Source organism: Corynebacterium sp. CNJ-954 (assembly GCF_001942345.1).
Taxonomy (GTDB): domain Bacteria; phylum Actinomycetota; class Actinomycetes; order Mycobacteriales; family Mycobacteriaceae; genus Corynebacterium.
Genome location: NZ_MKKI01000041.1, coordinates 95,647 through 111,993, shown reverse-complemented (window position 1 = coordinate 111,993; position 16,347 = coordinate 95,647). Strand labels below are relative to the sequence as shown.

Sequence of the window (16,347 nt, the reverse complement as noted above, 5' to 3'; positions counted from 1 at the left end):
CATGACAGTTTCTGTCATGGTATCGCCGCAGACTCGGTACCAGAGGCGGCGGACCACGGCGCCTCGACCATTCCGAGTGAAAGGAGGCTGTCATGGCCACCCCGAATCCCTACACCTTCATCATCTACGTCAGTGATGCCCGGGCATCTGCAGCGTTCTACGGAGACCTGCTCGATATCACTCCGGTATTCGAGTCTCCGAGGTTCATCGCCTTTGATCTGGCTCCCGGCATTCAACTGGCGGTGTGGAGCGGGTCCGATGTTTTCGGCGACACCGTCACACCGGATGCTGCGCTGACCCGTACCAGTGAGCTGTGCCTGTCCCTGGGCAGTGCCGACCAGATCGACGCACGCTTCGCAGACTGGCGGTCACGTGGCGTGCAGATTGTGACGGAACCGTATGACGATGTCTTCGGTCGGACGTTCGTCGCCGCTGACCCGGACGGCAATCTCATTCGTGTTGCCCCGGTGGACTGACCCGACCGGGGAGCGTCCTTCGATTCGACCGAACGATCTGAGTCACCGCCCAGAACGATTGTGCGCCCGGAATCGTTCTGAGCGGTGACTCAGTACCGTGGCGCGACCGGGAACCACGCCTCGCCGTCACGGTGCCGGCCCACGTTGCCGACCTCTTCGTGCTCGAAGGCCTGGAAACCGGCGAAGAAGTCCGGCCAGTTCTCCCTGGTGACATCCGTGGCGACGCGGTTCGCCAGGCGCGTCAACCCCGCGTAGATACCGGACAGCTGGTTGCCGGCCACAGCATGGGAGGCCCGGGCCCCGGTGGACAGGTGAAACAGCCGGGGGATGTAGGACTCGGCGTCTGCCGACGCGCCCTGCTTCGCCTGGAACTGGAAACCGTCCCCCAGGTACGGGCACTGTCCCAACGGGTGTCCGTCGGCAGGAGGGAACCGGTCGGACCACAGGGCGATGTCTGGCAGGAACTCGCGCAACTCGGGACGCTGCCCAAGGTCCACCGCGTACCCCGTCGCCGAGATGACGACATCGCCGAGGTGTTCCTCACCGTGGTCGTCAGTCACCGACACCTCTGGGCCGGATGCCCCGTCGCGTACGTCGGCAGAGACCCACCGCGTGTCAGTGAGCAGTCGGAAGTTGTCGTGGGCGAAGGCTCGCCACACGGACGCCTGCGTCGGCGGCTGGGGTAGTCCGCCGTTGAACAGGGAGAACTCCCACTTCTCCTCGTCACTGAGATCGAAGAAGTGCTCCTGCATGCCGGGGAACTCCATCCAGCGCAGCGAGTTCTGCCGGGGAATGTCCGCACGCCGGACGTGCATCTCCACGCTCGCGGCTCCGGCCTCCAGCGCGGCGGAGGCATTGTCGAAACCACTGGCGCCGCCGCCCAGCACGATCACCCGCTTACCCCGCAGCGCGACGAAGTCGATCGGGTCCTCAGTGTGCGCCCGGAACGGTGTCGGCAGTGCCTCCACCAGTGGCGGCAGGAACGTCCCGCCTCCGCCCACGAGCCCCATGGCGAAAACGATGCGACGGGCACGGTAGGTCAGGGACGCACCACCGTGCACGGCCGAGACATGGAAGTAACCGTCGTCGTCAGGCCTGGTCACCCCGGTGACTCGGGTGTGGAAATCCACGTCGGCACCGGTGGTCTCCCGGTACCAGGTGAGGTACTCGTTCCAGTCCTCACGGGGGGTCAGGTCGGTGGCGGCCCACGCCTCGGCGCCGTACTTCGCCTCGAACCAGCGTTCGGTGTGCAGCGCCGGGATGTCGAGTTCGATGCCCTTCATGTTCTTCGGGCTGCGCAGCGTGTGCATCCGGGCGTACCGGGTCCAGCAACCGGCCTCCTGGGGAGGGCCGGCCTCCAGCACCTTCACACCACCGATCCGGTGCCGTGAGAGAGCGAACGCCGCGCCGAGACCTGCCTGGCCACCGCCGATCACCAGCACGTTCCAGGCGCCTTCTGCGGGGGCAGGGACCCAGTCGTGGTTGTGGCCGATCAGTGCCATGTCGGCACGCGCCTGCGCGGCAAGGGACTCCAGGTTCGTCCGCGCCACGTCCTCCGGCAGAGGTGCCGGACGGTGGCGTCGGGGGATCACACGGGTCATCGGTCGATCGGCTCCGTTCTCGTCGTCGACGCCCGGAGTGGGCGGCTGTCAGAAGCGAGAGTCTAGGAACCGGCTGTTTCGACGGGGTTTCGCGGAGATGTTCCCGTTGTTCCGAAAGGGGCCGAAGGGGATCCAGCGGAGAAGGGGCCGTTTACCAGCGGCTTTCGATGTCGAGTTGGCCGTTGTCGGTCAGCTCGCCCCACACGCGCAGCCGGGAGATACCCCCGTCGGGGTAGACGTCGGCACGCACGGCGACGATCGGCGTGGGTCCGGTGGTGCCCTCGGCGGTGTCGGACACGGCGAAGCGGTGCCGGGTGTCCGGTAGTACCCTCGTCTTACCGACGAGTTCGACCTCGTCACCGTCGGCGGTGATGCCGGTGAGCTTCACGTCACCGGGGGCGTTGAACACGAAGTAGGACGTGTCGAACTCGATCCAGCGCACGCGCCCTTCCCCGGCGAGCTGGACGGTGACCGAGTCATTGCCGTCGTCACGACGTCGCGCATTCTCCCAGCCGCCGCCCATGTTGTGGGCGCGCCCGATGGAGATGATCTGGTTCGGGTGCGAGTAGAACATGTTCGTGCACTCGGTGACCCGTCCCCCGTTCTCCACCGCGGCCAGGTCGATGGTGCCGGTGATGAACCGGGGGTCCGGTGCGGGTTGCCCGTGGACGCGCAGGCGGGAGATGCCGCCGTCGGGGATCATCTCGAGCTTCACGTGCGTCACGCGCCGGGCGGCGGCGTCACCTGCGGGGAAGATCTCGAGGTGGTGCTTGTGGTCGCCCTTGGCGTCCATGGGGGCGACGAGGGTGAACCAGCGGTCGTCAGGCAGGGCGGCCAGTTCTTCACCGGTGAGGTACTCGTCGCAGGTCAGTCCGTGCACGGCGATCTGGGGCGGGTAGTTCCCCTTGAACCAGGCGGTGTCGACGACGATGCCTTTGATGTGGCCCGGGACACCGAGGCGCACGATGGCGGCGTCGTTCTCACCGACCTCGTCGTGGCGCCGGCGTCGGGTCTCCCACCCGTCGTAGACCTTGCCTTTGTTGCCGAACTCGTTCGGGTCGAAGGCAGGCTCGTGCGGCATGATGAGGTTCTCGCGCTCGGCGAAGGATTCGTCGGACGCCCACACCACGGAGCCGGCCAACGCGCGGCTGGCGAGGTCGGGGTAGGACAGGAAGTCGTAGTGCTCGGTCATGGTGATCCTCAGGGTCGGAGGGTGAAGGGGCGGACGTCGGCGGGGAAGACGGCGTCGTCGTCCAGGTCGGCTGCGGGGACGTGCGGGGTGGAGGGGCGGACGTAGACGGCTCGCCGCCGATCCAGGTGCGGGTCACGACGCCGGCCAGGGCGCGCTGGGCGTAGGCGGTGACCTTGTTGCGCTGGTGCAGTTCATCGGGCAGGACGACGAATGCGTCGTCGGCGCTCACGGTGGCCAGGTCGGCGCGGCGGCCTTCCTGGATGGCGCCGCGGTCGGGCAGTCCGGCCCATTCCGCCGGGGCCTGGCACATCCAGCCGATGACGTCCGCCAGCGACAGCCCGCGCAGCCGGGCCTGGGACCACACCACGGGCAGGCCCAACTGGACTGACCCGATGCCGCCCCACGCCTCGCCGAAGGAACCTCCGGATCCGCGTCCGTCGGCACCGCCGGCACCGAGGTCGTTGCCGGTGGCGGCGAGGGCGGAGAAGGCGGTGAGTTCATTGCGCTCGTTGGCGGACGCCTGGGCGTCGGCGACCTCGGCGAACTTCTTCAGTTCCGCGGTGCAGGGGGAGTGGTCGGAGACCACGGTGGAGATGACACCGTCCACGAGGCCCTTCCACAGGCGTTCACGGTTGCCGGCGGTGCGTACCGGTGGGCAGCACTTGTACTGGGTGGCGCCGTTCTGGATCTCCTCGGAGAACAACGCCAGGTAGTGCGGGCAGGTTTCGGCGGTGATGCGCACCCCGCGGTCCCGGGCCGCGGCGATCTGGTCGATGGAACCGGAGTCGGACAGGTGCAGGATGTGTGCCCGGCATCCGGTGGCCTCGGCCGCCTCGATCACCGTGGCGATGGCCTTCGCCTCCGCAGAGGACGGTCGGGACGCCAGGAAACTGTCGAAGGTTTCGTCGATGCCACCGGCGGCGTCCACCTTCGCTTCACCGGTGGCGATCTCGTCGGCGTCCTCGGCGTGGACGATGAGCAGACCGTCGAACTCGGCGATCTCGGTCATCACCTGACGCAGCTGCCCGGTGGACAGGGGCTGGAACTCGTCCACCCCGGAGTGCAGCAGGAAGCACTTGAATCCGAACACGCCACGATCCCACAGCGCGCGCAGGTCGCCGGTGCCGAGGTTCTCCGGCACCACACCGCCCCAGAAGCCGACGTTGACCTTGGATTTCGGGGCGGCGACGTCCTGCTTGGCGTCCAGGGCATCCACGGTGACGGTGGAGGGGATCGAGTTCAGCGGCATGTCCAGCAGCGTGGTCACTCCGCCGGCGGCGGCCGCACGTGTCACTGAGGCGAATCCCTCCCATTCGGTGCGTCCGGGCTCGTTGACGTGGACGTGGGTGTCGACCAGGCCGGGGATCAGGACCTGGTCGTCGGGGACCTCCACCACCGTGGCGTCGGTGTAGGTGAACTCGTCGGGGAGCTCGGCCTCCTGCTCGTCGAAGACGGCGGTGATCTGTTCACCGGAGACGAGGACGGTCGCGGGCCCCTGGACCGGGGTGTGCTCGTCCTCCGGCAGGTACACGGCGTGGGCCGCCCGGTAGATCGTGGTGATGTCTGTCATGGGTTCGCTCCTTAGACTCCTTAGACTTCTTGCAGTCGTCCGCTCACCTGGAGACTACGCAACTGGTCGTGGTCCGCTCCCGTGAGTTCCAGTTCCTGGTCGGTGACGGCACCGCATGCCCGGGCGCGCAGCAGGTAGCCGGCCATCGCTTTCGCGGTGGCCGGTTCGTCCATCCACCGGCTGGTGTCTCCCGCGATGTAGGCCCGGAGCCGTTCGGCGCTGAGCCGCCAGTCGGCACGGAAGTACGCGATGGTGGTCAGGTGACGTGTCACCAACTGGTGGGCGTGCAGGTCCCAGCCCTGCCGGATACCACGGCGCAGGTGACGTGCCACCAGGTCGTGGTGGATACGCCACCCTTCCATGATCTCCGCAGGCGTGCCGACGGGGATGCGGTTGGTGGAGCCGTCCGAGAGCTCCACGCCGACGGCGGTGGTGGCGACCTGCAGGACGTCCTTCGCGTGGTCGGCGACGGGGTGGTCCATGGCCTGCTCGGCGGCGTCGACCCCGAGGGACGCCGAGTAGTCGTAGGTGCCGTAGTGCAGCGACAGGACGCGGCCCTGGCCGGCGGCGATCAGTCGGGCGGGTTCGTTCGCCCCGTCGGCGGCGAGAATGGCCTGCGGCGTCTCGACCTGCACCTCGAAGGGGATCTCCGGCAGATCGAGCGAGGACTCCAGGGCACGCAGGACGTCGACGAAGACCTCGACCTGACGGTGGTGCTGCACCTTCGGGAGCGTCAGCCGTAGCGCACGGCGGTCATTCTCCAGCACGTCGCGCAGGACGTTCCGCTCGGCGAGTCCCTCAAGGACGATGACGAGGGTGCGCAGTCCACGGTTCCGGACAGCCGGGTCGAAGGACTTGAACCTGATACCGGCGAAGGCCGGAGCGTCACTGCCCGGAGCGTTGAACCAGGTGGCCAGGACCTCGGCGGCCTGCTGCGCCCTTGCGTCCTCGTCGGCGTCGCGGTCGGCCTGCGGGACGCCACGCTGGGTGAAGCCGTCCTCGAAGTCGATGCGCAGGTCCTCGATCGGCTCGCGCAGCAGTTTCTCCCGGGTGAGTTCGCCGACGGTGTCGGCGTGCTCGTCGGCGACGCCGAGGTCCCGGGCGAGTTCTGCGGGATCGCCGTATGCGTCGAGGGCGTCCAGCGCCGCAGACGCCCAGTGCCGCGGGAGTCGGCGCCGGGTGTGTCGTCGCCGACGAGGAGGTGGGCGGGGACGTACACGGTGTGGACGGGCTGGCGCCACGTGACCGGCGTCGCCCAGCGTCCGGCGACCAGTGGGTCGATGTCCGCCAACGTCGTGTCGGCGAGGGCGGTGATGTCTGTCAGGACGCTGGGGTCGACGCTGGGGGCGGGCAAGGAGGCTCCTCGACTGTACGGGGTGGTTCCTCCGGATGTTACGTCATCGGGCGCCGGCGGACGGGCGGTTGCCCCATCTCCCGGCCGTCACGGTGTAGCCGGACGGTGAATCCGTCCGGGGTGGGCGACGAGGTCCTGACCTGCAGGTGACGGAAAGGTGAATTCCGTCACCACCAGCACCTACGGTGTTGTAACTGTAACGGACGTTCGGTACAGTTCGTCAGCGTGCACAACACGTGCGGATCAACCCAGAACATCCGGAAACACCGGAACGACTGGAATACACAGGAGGTAGCGAACGTGAGCCACACGACGACAACGACGGGACCGACGCCCGGGCGTCCCTCCGGAGGTGCGGGTGTCCGGGGCGCCCGTGCCGCCTCCTCCTCCACCACACCTGCCCAGCGGTGGAGCTTCCTCGGCATCATCAGCCTCGGACTGTTCCTCGTCGGCGCCGACAACTCGATCCTCTACACGGCGCTGCCGGTGCTGCGCGATGAGCTGCACACCACGGCACTGCAGGGGTTGTGGATCATCAACGCCTATCCGCTGGTGCTGGTGGGGCTGCTGCTCGGCACCGGCACCCTCGGGGACAAGATCGGCCACCGGGTCATGTTCCTCACCGGTGTGAGCGTCTTCGGAATCGGCTCGCTGCTTGCGGCGTTCTCCCCGAATGCGTGGATGCTGATCGCCGCCCGCGCCGTCCTCGGATTCGGCGCGGCCACTATGATGCCCGCCACCCTGGCACTGATCCGGCAGACCTTCACGGACGTCCGTGAGCGCAACACCGCGATCGGCATCTGGGGATCGATCGCGGTGGTCGGTGCAGCGTCCGGACCGGTTCTCGGTGGTTTCCTGCTGGAGCACTTCCACTGGGGCACGGTGTTCCTCATCAACGTGCCGGTCGTGGTCGTGATTCTCGTCGCGACAGCCGTGTACGCCCCCGCGAACCAGGCAGACCCGTCCCGCCACTGGGACGTGCTGTCCTCGGTGTGGGCGATGCTGGCCATGGTCGGTGCGGTGATGGCGATCAAGGAGACCGCCAATTCCGCGGGGAGCACGAGCCTCGTGCTGACCGCCGTCGGCGTCGCGGTCGTCGGTGCCGTGCTGTTCGCGCACCGTCAGGGACTGTTGCGTCGCCGGGGAATGCCGGCGCTGCTGGAGTTCGGGATCTTCCGTGACCGCATGTTCGCCGGTGGCACGTTGGCGGCGATGTTCGCGATGTTCGTGCTGGCGGGTGCCGAGCTGATGACCACGCAGCGTTTCCAGACCTCGGGTGGCTTCAGCCCGCTGGAAGCCGGTCTGCTGGTGGCCTCGGCGGCGGTACCGGCGATCCCGGCCTCGATCCTCGGTGGCATGAACCTGCACCGCCTCGGCTTCCGTACGTTGATCAGCGGAGGTTTCTCCATCGTGGCGGTCGGCGTTGCTGTCGTGGTGTGGGCGGTACCGGACCAGCCTCTCTGGACTGCGGTCATCGGCCTGGGACTTGTGGGGGTCGGCTCCGGGTGTGTGATGTCGGTGTCGTCCTCGGCGATCATCGGTTCGGCACCGGAGAGCAAGGCGGGTATGGCGTCCTCGGTGGAGGCCATCTCCTACGAGTTCGGCACGCTGCTGTCGGTGGCGATCCTCGGTAGCCTGATGCCGATGTTCTACGCGATGCGTGCTCCCTCCGCGGTCTCCGGTGACGTCGACCACGGGGTGGACCATCCGGTCTTCGGCGCGGCCGCCGCGGACGCCTACGACACCGGTTACCTGCTGGTGCTCGTGATTGCCGGTATCGTCGCAGTGGTCGCCGCTCTGGTGACGGCCTGGTGCTTCCGTGGAAACCCGAAGGAGGCGAAGTACTCTGCGCACGAGTAAGAAGGACGTGATCCTGCGCGCCGCCGTCGGCATCATCGAGTCGGATGGGTTGGACGCGGTGACCTACGAGTCACTCGCGGACGCGTCCGGGATGTCGAAGTCGGGGTTGATCTACCATTTCCCGTCGCGCCATGAACTCATGCTCGGGGTGCACCGCTTTCTCGCGGGGCAGTGGGAGGAAGAGCTCGAATCTGCCGCCGGTGGTGCGGCGGGTGAGGTGTCACCGGCCGAGAGGTTGCGGGCGATGGTGCTGTCGTTGAGCCGGTCGGCGACGCGTGCCGACCTGCTGCTGCAGGTGGATTCCCGGACACACCGCGATTTCGTCGAGGTGTGGCGGGACGTCGACGAGCGGTGGCTGCCGCCGGTCGACGGTGTCGACGGTGACGGAAAGGACGCCGATCTGAAGCGTGCGGCCTATCTGGTGCAGATCCTCGCTGACGGCCTCTGGATGCATGATCACGTCCACGACCATGCGCTGACCGATGCGCAGCGTAAAGCACTGACGTCGGCGATCCTGGAGTTGATCCCGTAGCTGGTCCGGTGCTCGGGTCTGCTGCAGCGTGGTGGAGTTGCAGGGTGCTACACCTCGGCGTTGTCCCCGGGCAGTGAGAGGTGCAGGTCAGCGAACACAGGGGGGGAGAGGTGTCGCCGGGCGAGGCGTAACTAGGAGCGTCCGGGCGCCTGCTACTCGTCCGGGCCGGGCGGAACGTCCTACAGTGGGCGGTGATGGAACACCCACACAGCCACGACCACGATTCCTGTACCCCTGATCTCGACCGTGATCTTGCGGTCACAGGGATCCGAGCCCCGGGGGAGAGCCCGGAGAGCCCGGCCCGGCCGGCCCGGGCTGAGAAGGCCGCGCCGTCTCAGGTTGTCGAGCCGGTTGTCGAGGTCACGCCGTTGTCGCTGGAGTCTGAGGTCATCGCCCGGTCGTCCCAGGTGCCGGTGGTGGTGCTCATCGGCTCAATGGTCGACCCTGGGGCTTCGGCGCTGCGGCGTGACCTGGAGAACCGTGCCACCGGACTGCGGTGGATCCTCGGTGTGGTGGACGCCGACCGCTTCCCGCAGGTCGCCGGCGCCTTCCGTCCGGCGACACTGCCGTCGGTGACCGTCGTGGCAGGTGGTACCGGCGTCGGCACCTGGGCTCCTGCGGACGGGGCAGACGTGGACTGCGGGGACTGGGTCGAGCAGGTCGTCGCCACTGTCGAAGGTCGGCTCGACGGGCTCCCGGAGGACGCGGTGACCGGCGACGTTGACCAGGGGACCACTGTCAATTCCCTGACTGCGGATCCGAGGCTGCAGGAGGCGGCGGAACTGGTCGGCCACGGGGATGCCGAGGCCGCGTTGGTCCTCTACGACCGTATGCTCGCCGAGTACTCCGATCCTGCTGCGGCGTCCACCCTGCACCGCGCACGGACTGCCGTCGCTGTCCTGGCCCGTACGAGGGACATGGACCGCTCGGCGGTGTTGTCGGCGGTGGCGGACGCCCGTCGGGGGCTGCAGGGTGCTCAGGGTGATGTCGACACCCTGCTCCGCGCCGCGGACGTCCTGGTGCTTCTTGACCGCCCGTCCGCGGCGGTGGAGCTGTTGTCGGAGTCGTTGGTGACAGCGCAGGACGGAGACGGTGAGGCGGACCGGGTCGGACGCCGACTCCTTGAGTTGCTGTACCTGCTGGAGCCGGACGACCCGGTGGTGATGCTGGCCCGCCAGCGGATTGCGGCGACCGTGTTCTGACCCGGTTCGGGACACCCGTACATCACCGGACCAGGCCCAGGGCCTCCGTATCGGTGAGCATGGCGGCGTCCAGCTTCCGGAGTAACGCGGCGCCGTCGAGATTCACCCCGATGAGCACCACCTCGTTGCCTGGCTCCAGACCGGCGGCGTTCCAGGGGGCGGCCGGGCGGATCGACAGGTCCGGCCCTGCCTGGTGCCACACCTGGGCGAACTCGAGGCGGTCGGCGAACCAGCAGTAGCCTTTCGAACGGACCAGCCCGGCGGTGGAGCGGAGAGCCTCGAGAAGCCTGCCCCGGTCGAGGGGGCGTTCTCCCCGGAAGACGACGGAACTGATGCCGTACTCCTCGGTCTCCGGGGTATGGGGGTTCGCCAGTTCTTCGGCGTAGCCCTGGTAGGTCCGTGCGGTGGCTTCGTTGTACAGCTGTGCACCGAGAATCTCAGTGATTGCACTGCGGCCGTGGACCAGTCCGTCCACCATGATGTCGACCACCGCCCGCGGATTCATCCGGCGTACCAGTGACAGTGTCGCGGCGAGTCTGTCGGCGGAGACCAGGTCCGACTTGGTGACGTAGATGCGGTCGGCGAATTCGACCTGGTCGACGAGGAGATCGGCGACGGTGCGCTCGTCCTCGGGGGTGGCTGCCCGGTCGGCGTCCCGCAGGTCGACGCGGGTGCCGAGCCCGTCGAGGAACTGCACGGCGTCGACGAGGGTGACCATCGTGTCGATCGGGGCGAGATCCGCCAGTCTCGTGCCGTCGTCCCACTGCCACTCGAAGGTGGCGGCCACGGGCCTCGGTTCCGAGATGCCTGTCGACTCGATGAGAATGTGGTCGTAGGTGCCGCGGCGGGCGAGAGCTCCGACGGACTCCACGAGGTCGTCGCGCAGTGTGCAGCAGATGCAGCCGTTGGTCAGTTCCACGAAGCGGTCTTCACCCCGGGTCAGGTGGCCCTCGCCGGCGATGAGGGCGGCGTCGATGTTGACCTCGGAGAAGTCGTTGACGATGACAGCGATGCGGCGTCCGTCGCGGTTCGCGAGCACCGCGTTGAGCAGGGTCGTCTTACCGGAGCCGAGGAATCCGGACAGGACGGTCACCGGGGTGCGACGGCGTGCGGGGGTCATACCGGCTCCACCACCCGTCCGTGGTCGAGGACGATGACGCGGTCCGCACTGTCCGCCTGGTGCCGGTGGTGTGTGGCGATGACGACCGCGGTACCGGCCCGCCTCTCCTCGCGGACGGCCGTGTCGATCATGGTGACGGTGGCGGTGTCCACCGCCGACAGGGGTTCGTCGAGGAGCAGCAGCGGGGCCTGCTGTGCCAGCCCCTGGGCGATGAAGGTTCGTTGGCGCTGTCCGCCGGACAGGTCGCTGAGGGTGCGGTCGGCCAGGTCGGTGATCCCCATGCGTGCCATGGAGGTGGAGATGACGGCCCGGTCGCGCCGGGTGAGTGGGCGGAGCAGACCGCGGTCCCGCCACCGTCCCATGGACACGGTCCGGCGGACGGTCACGGGGAACAGGTCGGGTGCGACGCTGTGCTGGGGTACCAGGGCGGTGTTCTCCGGAACCCCTGTGACGGTACCTGACGTGGGGCGCAGGGTGCCGGCGAGCATGCCGAGCAGGGTGGATTTCCCGGAACCGTTGCCGCCGACGAGCGCGGTGACGGTTCCGGGGTCAACGGTGAGACTGATGTCCCGGAGGGAGGGGACCCGGGCGTAGTGGTGGGAGATGCCGGTGAGGCGGGTCGGTTCACGCATTCCTTCATGATAATGATAATCATTATCAAATGGAACTCCTTACCGCTCCGTTCGAGGTCTCGTTCGTCTTCCGGGCACTGCTGGCCGGCGGATTCGCCGCGGTGCTCTGCGCCTGTATCGGCACATGGGTCGTCCTGCGTGGTCTCGCGTTCTTCGGCGACGCGATGAGTCACGGCATGTTGCCTGGTGTGGCGGTGGCGGCCCTGCTCGGTGGCAACCTCATGCTCGGGGCGGCGGTCAGTGCGCTCGTGATGTCCCTGGGGGTGGTGACGGTCAGCCGCACGTCACGGTTGTCGCAGGACGTGAGCATCGGGCTGCAGTTCATCACGATGCTGTCGCTGGGAGTGGTGATCGTGTCGCACTCGGGATCCTTCGCGGTGGACCTCACCGCCTTCCTCTTCGGGGACGTCCTCGGCGTTACCGGCGGAGATGTCCTGGTCATTGCCGTGGCTGCCGTGGTCGGTGGACTGGCCTGCCTTGTGCTGCACCGACCGTTCACCGCGTTGACGTTCGACGAGCGTAAGGCCCGCACTCTGGGGCTTCGCCCGGGGGTGGCGCACGTGGGGATGCTGGTTCTCGTCGCGCTGGCGACCGTGGCGTCGTTCCAAGTGGTCGGCACACTCCTGGTCTTCGGTCTGTTGATCGGACCGCCGGCGACCGCGTTGCTGCTGGTCCGGGGGATCGGGCGGGTCATGGTGGTCGCGGCGACGATCGGGGTGGTGCAGGTCTATGTCGGTCTGCTGGTCAGCTGGTACGCGGAGACCGCCGCCGGGGCGACGGTGACCCTGCTGGGCGGGGCGAGCTTCCTGGTCGTGTTGGCGGCAAAGGCAGTTCTGTGTAGAGTCAGCTCCCGTACTGCAAATGATAATCATTATCAGTAGAGGAGAATGATGACGCTACAGCGCAGAACACGAGCTCGACCTCCGGTGTTGTCCGGTCGTCCTGCCGCCGTCCTTGCAGCTCTTGCCGTGCCGACCCTGATCATGGGACTCGCTGCCTGCGGTGCCGAGGACTCCGGATCGGAGTCGGCCGCCACCTCTGGTGCGACCGACACGCCACACGGCTATGTCGAAGGTGCGGAGGAAGCCACCGAACCGCAGATGAGGCTGGCGGCCATCGACGCAGACAGCGGCGGAACCACACTGGTCGACCTGCTGACGGGTGACCCGGTGGATGCACCGGCGGAGCCGGACGGGGAGGAGCCCGCCGTGCTCAAGGAGGCTGACGGTCGGTTCCTGTTCACCGCGGACGATACAGGCGTCACCGTCACCGACACCGGGGTGTGGACCGTCGACCACGGCGACCACAACCACTACTACCGGTCCGACCCTTCCCAGGTGGGCACAGTCGACGGCGACACCCCGGGCCACGTGGTATCCAACGCCTCGCAGGTCGCGATGTTCTTCGACGGCGACGGCGCGGTGAAGGTCTTCCCGCGGCAGGGGCTCGGTGACGGGGAACTGGCCGAGGACGTCTCCTTCGAGGTCGGCGCCCACCACGGTGTCGCCGTTCCCTTCGAGGACCACGTCCTGACCACGGTCCCCGGCGAGGACGACCAGGAGCTCCCCGGCGATCTGGCTCTTTACGACGACAACGGTGAGGAGGTCTCGGACGACCTCACCGGCGTGTCCGCCTGCCCGGAGATCCACGGGGCGGCAGGTCTCCGCGACCATGTGGCGTTCGCCTGCGGGGACGGTGTCCTCACGGTGGACGACGACCTCACCGGTACCGTCACCCCGTACCCGCAGGACGCCGACGGGCGCGCGTGGTCCCTGGTGGCGGGCCGGGACCTTGTGGCTGCGCCGTTCGAAGACGGTGGGCTCGGAGTCCTCGACCCGGAGTCCGGTGAGTGGCAGGTTGCCGAGACCGATGCACCGGTGGTCTCAGCGGCGGTCGCACCGGATGACTCGACCGTCTTCGCCGTCGATGAGGACGGCGTGGGCTATGTGGTCGATGCAGATTCCGGCAAGGTCACCGCACAGCGACAGGTGGTGGACGGCGGTGGCGACACGACACCGTCGGTCGTCCTCACCCGGGAACGGGGGTACGTCTCCGACCCGGCGGCCGGCACCGTCGCTGAACTCGATGTGCGCGACAACCTGCGCGAAGCCCGCAGCATCGACGTCGGCGGACAGCCCGCAGCGATCGCCGTGACGGGGGACAAGTGATGAGACACCTCCGGATCCTCACCGCGACACTCGTCTCCGGAGTGCTGGTGTCCGCCCTCGTGGCCTGCGGCAGTGACACTGAGCGACCGAGCATCGTCGTCACCACGAACATCCTCGGTGACGTCGTCTCCCAACTCGTCGGCGACTCCGCGGACGTCCAGGTACTGATGAAACCCAACGCTGACCCGCACTCCTTCGGTATCTCCGCCAGGGAGGCCGGGGATATGCAGCAGGCCGACCTCATCGTCGCCAATGGTCTGGGGCTGGAGGAAGGTCTCGGATCGAACCTCGACAACGCCCGCGAAGAAGGGGTCGACGTTCTCGAGGTCGGTGAAGAGGTCGACCCGTTGCCCTACGCCTCAGGCGGGGACGAGGGTGATCTCGACCCGCACTTCTGGACGGATCCCGGTCGCATGGTCACCGCCGCAGGAATCATCGCGGACCACCTGGCGGGCGCGGTCGACGGTGACGTCGGCGAAGAGATCCGGTCCTCCGCCGAGACCTACCGTGCGGAGCTGGATGACCTCGATACCGAGGTGTCAGAGCTCCTGGGTTCTGTGCCGCAGGACCGCCGGAAGCTGGTGACCAACCACCACGTGTTCGGCTATCTCGCCGACCGCTTCGGGTACGACGTCATCGGCACGGTCATACCCGGGGGAACGACTCTGGCAGCACCGTCGGCTGCGGACCTGCGGGACCTCAGCACCACCATCCGTGACAACCGTGTCCCGGCGATCTTCGCCGATTCCTCACAACCCCAACGCCTCGCCGATGTGCTTGCCGACGAGGCGGAATCACCGTCGATGTCGTCCCCCTGTTCACCGAATCGCTCACTGAGCCGGATGGTGAGGCAGGGACCTACATCGACATGCAACGCACAAACGCCGAGCGCATCAGTGATGCGCTCAGCTGACACCTGACTTTCATCTGACCCTCGAGAAGGAGACCCATCATGTCCCCAACGTCCCTGATCCACAACCCACGCCGGATCCGCCACATTCGACGCAGCGCGACCGCTGCGGTCGCCGCGAGCCTCTCCGCCGTCCTGGCACTGTCCGCCTGCTCGTCCGACGACGGCGGCAGCAGTGAGAACACCTCATCCGAGGAGTCGTCGCACGAAGGCCATGACCACGGAGATGAACCTGCAGCCGAAGCGCAGGAGGTCGACGCCGCCGAGCCCCGTATCCTGACCACCTATGACGGCGGTTACCTCACGCTGGACGCCAACACCCTGGAGGTGATCTCGGACGAGAAGATCGACGGTTTCAACCGCCTGAACCCGCTCGGCGACGGTCGTCACGCCCTGTTGTCCACCGGTGACGGCTTCCAGCTCATCGATGCCGGCGTCTGGACTGAGCCGCACGGTGACCACACCCACAGCTACGCCGGTGACCCCGTGCTCACCGACACCGTCTTCGGCACCGACACCCCCGGTCACGTGGTCAGTCATGACGGCAACGTCGCCTTGTTCGGCGACGGCGACGGTAAGATCCAGCTGTTCAAGGCCGAGGATTTCCTCGGCATCTCCGGTGGTGACGGCGACGATGTCCCTGAGCCGACGGTGAAGGAGACGGACGATCCCCACCACGGTGTCGCCGTCGAACTGTCGGACGGGACCCTGCTCCACACCGAGGGGACGGAAGAACACCGCGACACTGTCGTGGCCCTCGACGTTGACGGTGAGGAGATCGCCTCCAGCAATGACTGCGAAGGGGTCCACGGTGAGGCGACGGCTGCAGGCGAGGCGGTCTCCTTCGGCTGCGAGGACGGAGTGCTGGTCTACAAGGACGGCGAGTTCACCAAGATCGACGCCGAGGACAGCTACGGGCGTACCGGTAACCAGTCCGGCTCCGATGAGTCACCCGTTGTCCTGGGTGACTACAAGGTGGAGGAGGACGCGGAACTGGAGCGTCCGACCAGGATCAAGCTGACGAACACCGAGGACAACACCGCACAGCTCGTTGAGCTGGGGACGTCCTACAGCTTCCGCTCGCTGGCCCGCGGGCCGGAGGGTGAGGCGCTGGTGCTGGGCACGGACGGCAAGCTGCACGTCATTGACCCGGAGACCGGTGAAGAGACCGACTCCTGGGATGTCATCGACGAGTGGGAGGAGCCGGTGGAATGGCAGGAAGCCCGCCCCACCCTGTTCGTGCAGGGAGACCGGGCCTATGTCTCTGAACCGTCGACCAACGAGCTGCACGTGGTTGACCTGTCCAACGGCGAGATCCTGACCTCCGCCGAACTGCCGGAGACCCCGAACGAGCTGACCGGCGTGACCGGTTAGGAAGGTCCTTCCTCCAGCAGCCAACTGCGGAGATCATTGACTGCGGAACGGTATCCTCCGGGGTAAGAGGATTCCAGAGCATCCTCGGCCCGCTGGAGAATACGCGTGCTCAGCGCGAGCTTTTCGTCCCTTGTCCAGGTGAGCCGTCCCTGCTGCAGGGGAATATCCGTGTGCGCGTCCGGTGCTGTCCACTGCAGTCGAGGCCCGTCCGGTTGCAGGACACGCACGAAAGAACCGCTCCAGTCTGAGTAGATTTCCACGGTGCCGAACTGCAACGTCGTGAACTGAATGGTTTCCACCTGGCGTCCAAGAGGTAGTCGGGTCAGTGTCGGGGAGTCACCGTAGCAGGTGATCCC

At 67.3% G+C, this 16,347-nt stretch carries 13 protein-coding genes and 2 pseudogenes; 8 read left to right on the top strand and 7 right to left on the bottom strand.

What is annotated here, in order from left to right; all coding sequences use genetic code 11:
• Window positions 1-92 precede the first annotated feature (92 nt).
• On the top strand, window positions 93-476 hold the full coding sequence (locus tag BJF89_RS11975; RefSeq protein ID WP_075815180.1) for a VOC family protein: 384 nt from the start codon (window positions 93-95) through the stop codon (window positions 474-476).
• Window positions 477-565: 89 nt separating this feature from the next.
• Here BJF89_RS11975 and BJF89_RS11970 read toward each other — a convergent pair whose 3' ends face one another.
• The 4 genes and pseudogenes from BJF89_RS11970 to BJF89_RS11955 form a co-directional block, all read right to left on the bottom strand.
• Complete coding sequence (locus tag BJF89_RS11970) at window positions 566-2,077, bottom strand: NAD(P)-binding domain-containing protein (protein ID WP_075815178.1); 1,512 nt, start codon at window positions 2,075-2,077, stop codon at window positions 566-568.
• Window positions 2,078-2,228: 151 nt separating this feature from the next.
• On the bottom strand, window positions 2,229-3,269 hold the full coding sequence (gene alc / locus BJF89_RS11965) for an allantoicase (RefSeq protein WP_075815176.1): 1,041 nt from the start codon (window positions 3,267-3,269) through the stop codon (window positions 2,229-2,231).
• A gap of 169 nt (window positions 3,270-3,438) precedes the next feature.
• Window positions 3,439-4,839: pseudogene (allB, locus tag BJF89_RS11960) on the bottom strand (allantoinase AllB); the annotation flags it as partial.
• A gap of 20 nt (window positions 4,840-4,859) precedes the next feature.
• Window positions 4,860-6,080: a hypothetical protein gene (locus BJF89_RS11955; protein ID WP_255372624.1), complete on the bottom strand. Its 1,221-nt coding sequence runs from the start codon at window positions 6,078-6,080 to the stop codon at window positions 4,860-4,862.
• A gap of 536 nt (window positions 6,081-6,616) precedes the next feature.
• Between BJF89_RS11955 and BJF89_RS11950 the strand changes: the two genes are divergently transcribed.
• The 3 genes from BJF89_RS11950 (at window position 6,617) to BJF89_RS11940 (ending at window position 9,787) form a co-directional block, all read left to right on the top strand.
• Window positions 6,617-8,053 (top strand): MFS transporter, encoded by a 1,437-nt coding sequence (locus BJF89_RS11950; RefSeq protein WP_075815349.1) that lies wholly within the window; start codon window positions 6,617-6,619, stop codon window positions 8,051-8,053.
• Complete coding sequence (locus tag BJF89_RS11945) at window positions 8,013-8,585, top strand: TetR/AcrR family transcriptional regulator (protein ID WP_369803712.1); 573 nt, start codon at window positions 8,013-8,015, stop codon at window positions 8,583-8,585. Before BJF89_RS11950 ends, BJF89_RS11945 begins: the two co-directional genes overlap by 41 nt.
• Window positions 8,586-8,779: 194 nt before the next feature.
• The gene (locus BJF89_RS11940; protein WP_075815174.1) at window positions 8,780-9,787 is read left to right on the top strand and encodes a tetratricopeptide repeat protein; all 1,008 of its coding nucleotides are present in this window, start codon (window positions 8,780-8,782) and stop codon (window positions 9,785-9,787) included.
• 22 nt (window positions 9,788-9,809) lie between these two features.
• Here BJF89_RS11940 and BJF89_RS11935 read toward each other — a convergent pair whose 3' ends face one another.
• Entirely contained in the window at window positions 9,810-10,907 is a 1,098-nt protein-coding gene (locus tag BJF89_RS11935; RefSeq protein WP_075815172.1) for a GTP-binding protein, read from the bottom strand.
• Complete coding sequence (aztA, locus tag BJF89_RS11930) at window positions 10,904-11,539, bottom strand: zinc ABC transporter ATP-binding protein AztA (RefSeq protein WP_075815170.1); 636 nt, start codon at window positions 11,537-11,539, stop codon at window positions 10,904-10,906. The genes BJF89_RS11935 and aztA overlap by 4 nt, the downstream gene beginning before the upstream one ends.
• Before the next feature lie 29 nt (window positions 11,540-11,568).
• On the opposite strand from aztA, the gene aztB reads away from it, so the two are divergent.
• From aztB to aztD, 4 genes and pseudogenes are all read left to right on the top strand, one after another.
• Window positions 11,569-12,420, top strand: a complete 852-nt coding sequence (aztB, locus tag BJF89_RS11925; protein ID WP_075815168.1) for a zinc ABC transporter permease AztB — start codon at window positions 11,569-11,571, stop codon at window positions 12,418-12,420.
• Window positions 12,421-12,429: 9 nt separating this feature from the next.
• On the top strand, window positions 12,430-13,707 hold the full coding sequence (locus tag BJF89_RS11920; RefSeq protein WP_139312021.1) for a PQQ-like beta-propeller repeat protein: 1,278 nt from the start codon (window positions 12,430-12,432) through the stop codon (window positions 13,705-13,707).
• A pseudogene (gene aztC / locus BJF89_RS11915) lies at window positions 13,707-14,620 on the top strand (zinc ABC transporter substrate-binding protein AztC). Before BJF89_RS11920 ends, aztC begins: the two are co-directional and overlap by 1 nt.
• An 84-nt stretch (window positions 14,621-14,704) precedes the next feature.
• Window positions 14,705-15,991 carry a zinc metallochaperone AztD gene (gene aztD, locus BJF89_RS11910; protein ID WP_075815346.1) on the top strand — a complete coding sequence of 429 codons (1,287 nt, stop codon included), beginning with the start codon at window positions 14,705-14,707 and terminating at the stop codon, window positions 15,989-15,991.
• On the opposite strand, the gene BJF89_RS11905 is transcribed toward aztD, so the two are convergent.
• Window positions 15,988-16,290, bottom strand: coding sequence for a hypothetical protein (locus tag BJF89_RS11905; RefSeq protein WP_075815166.1), 303 nt, complete (start codon window positions 16,288-16,290; stop codon window positions 15,988-15,990). The two genes, aztD and BJF89_RS11905, sit on opposite strands and share 4 nt — an antisense overlap.
• Between the last annotated feature and the right edge of the window lie 57 nt (window positions 16,291-16,347).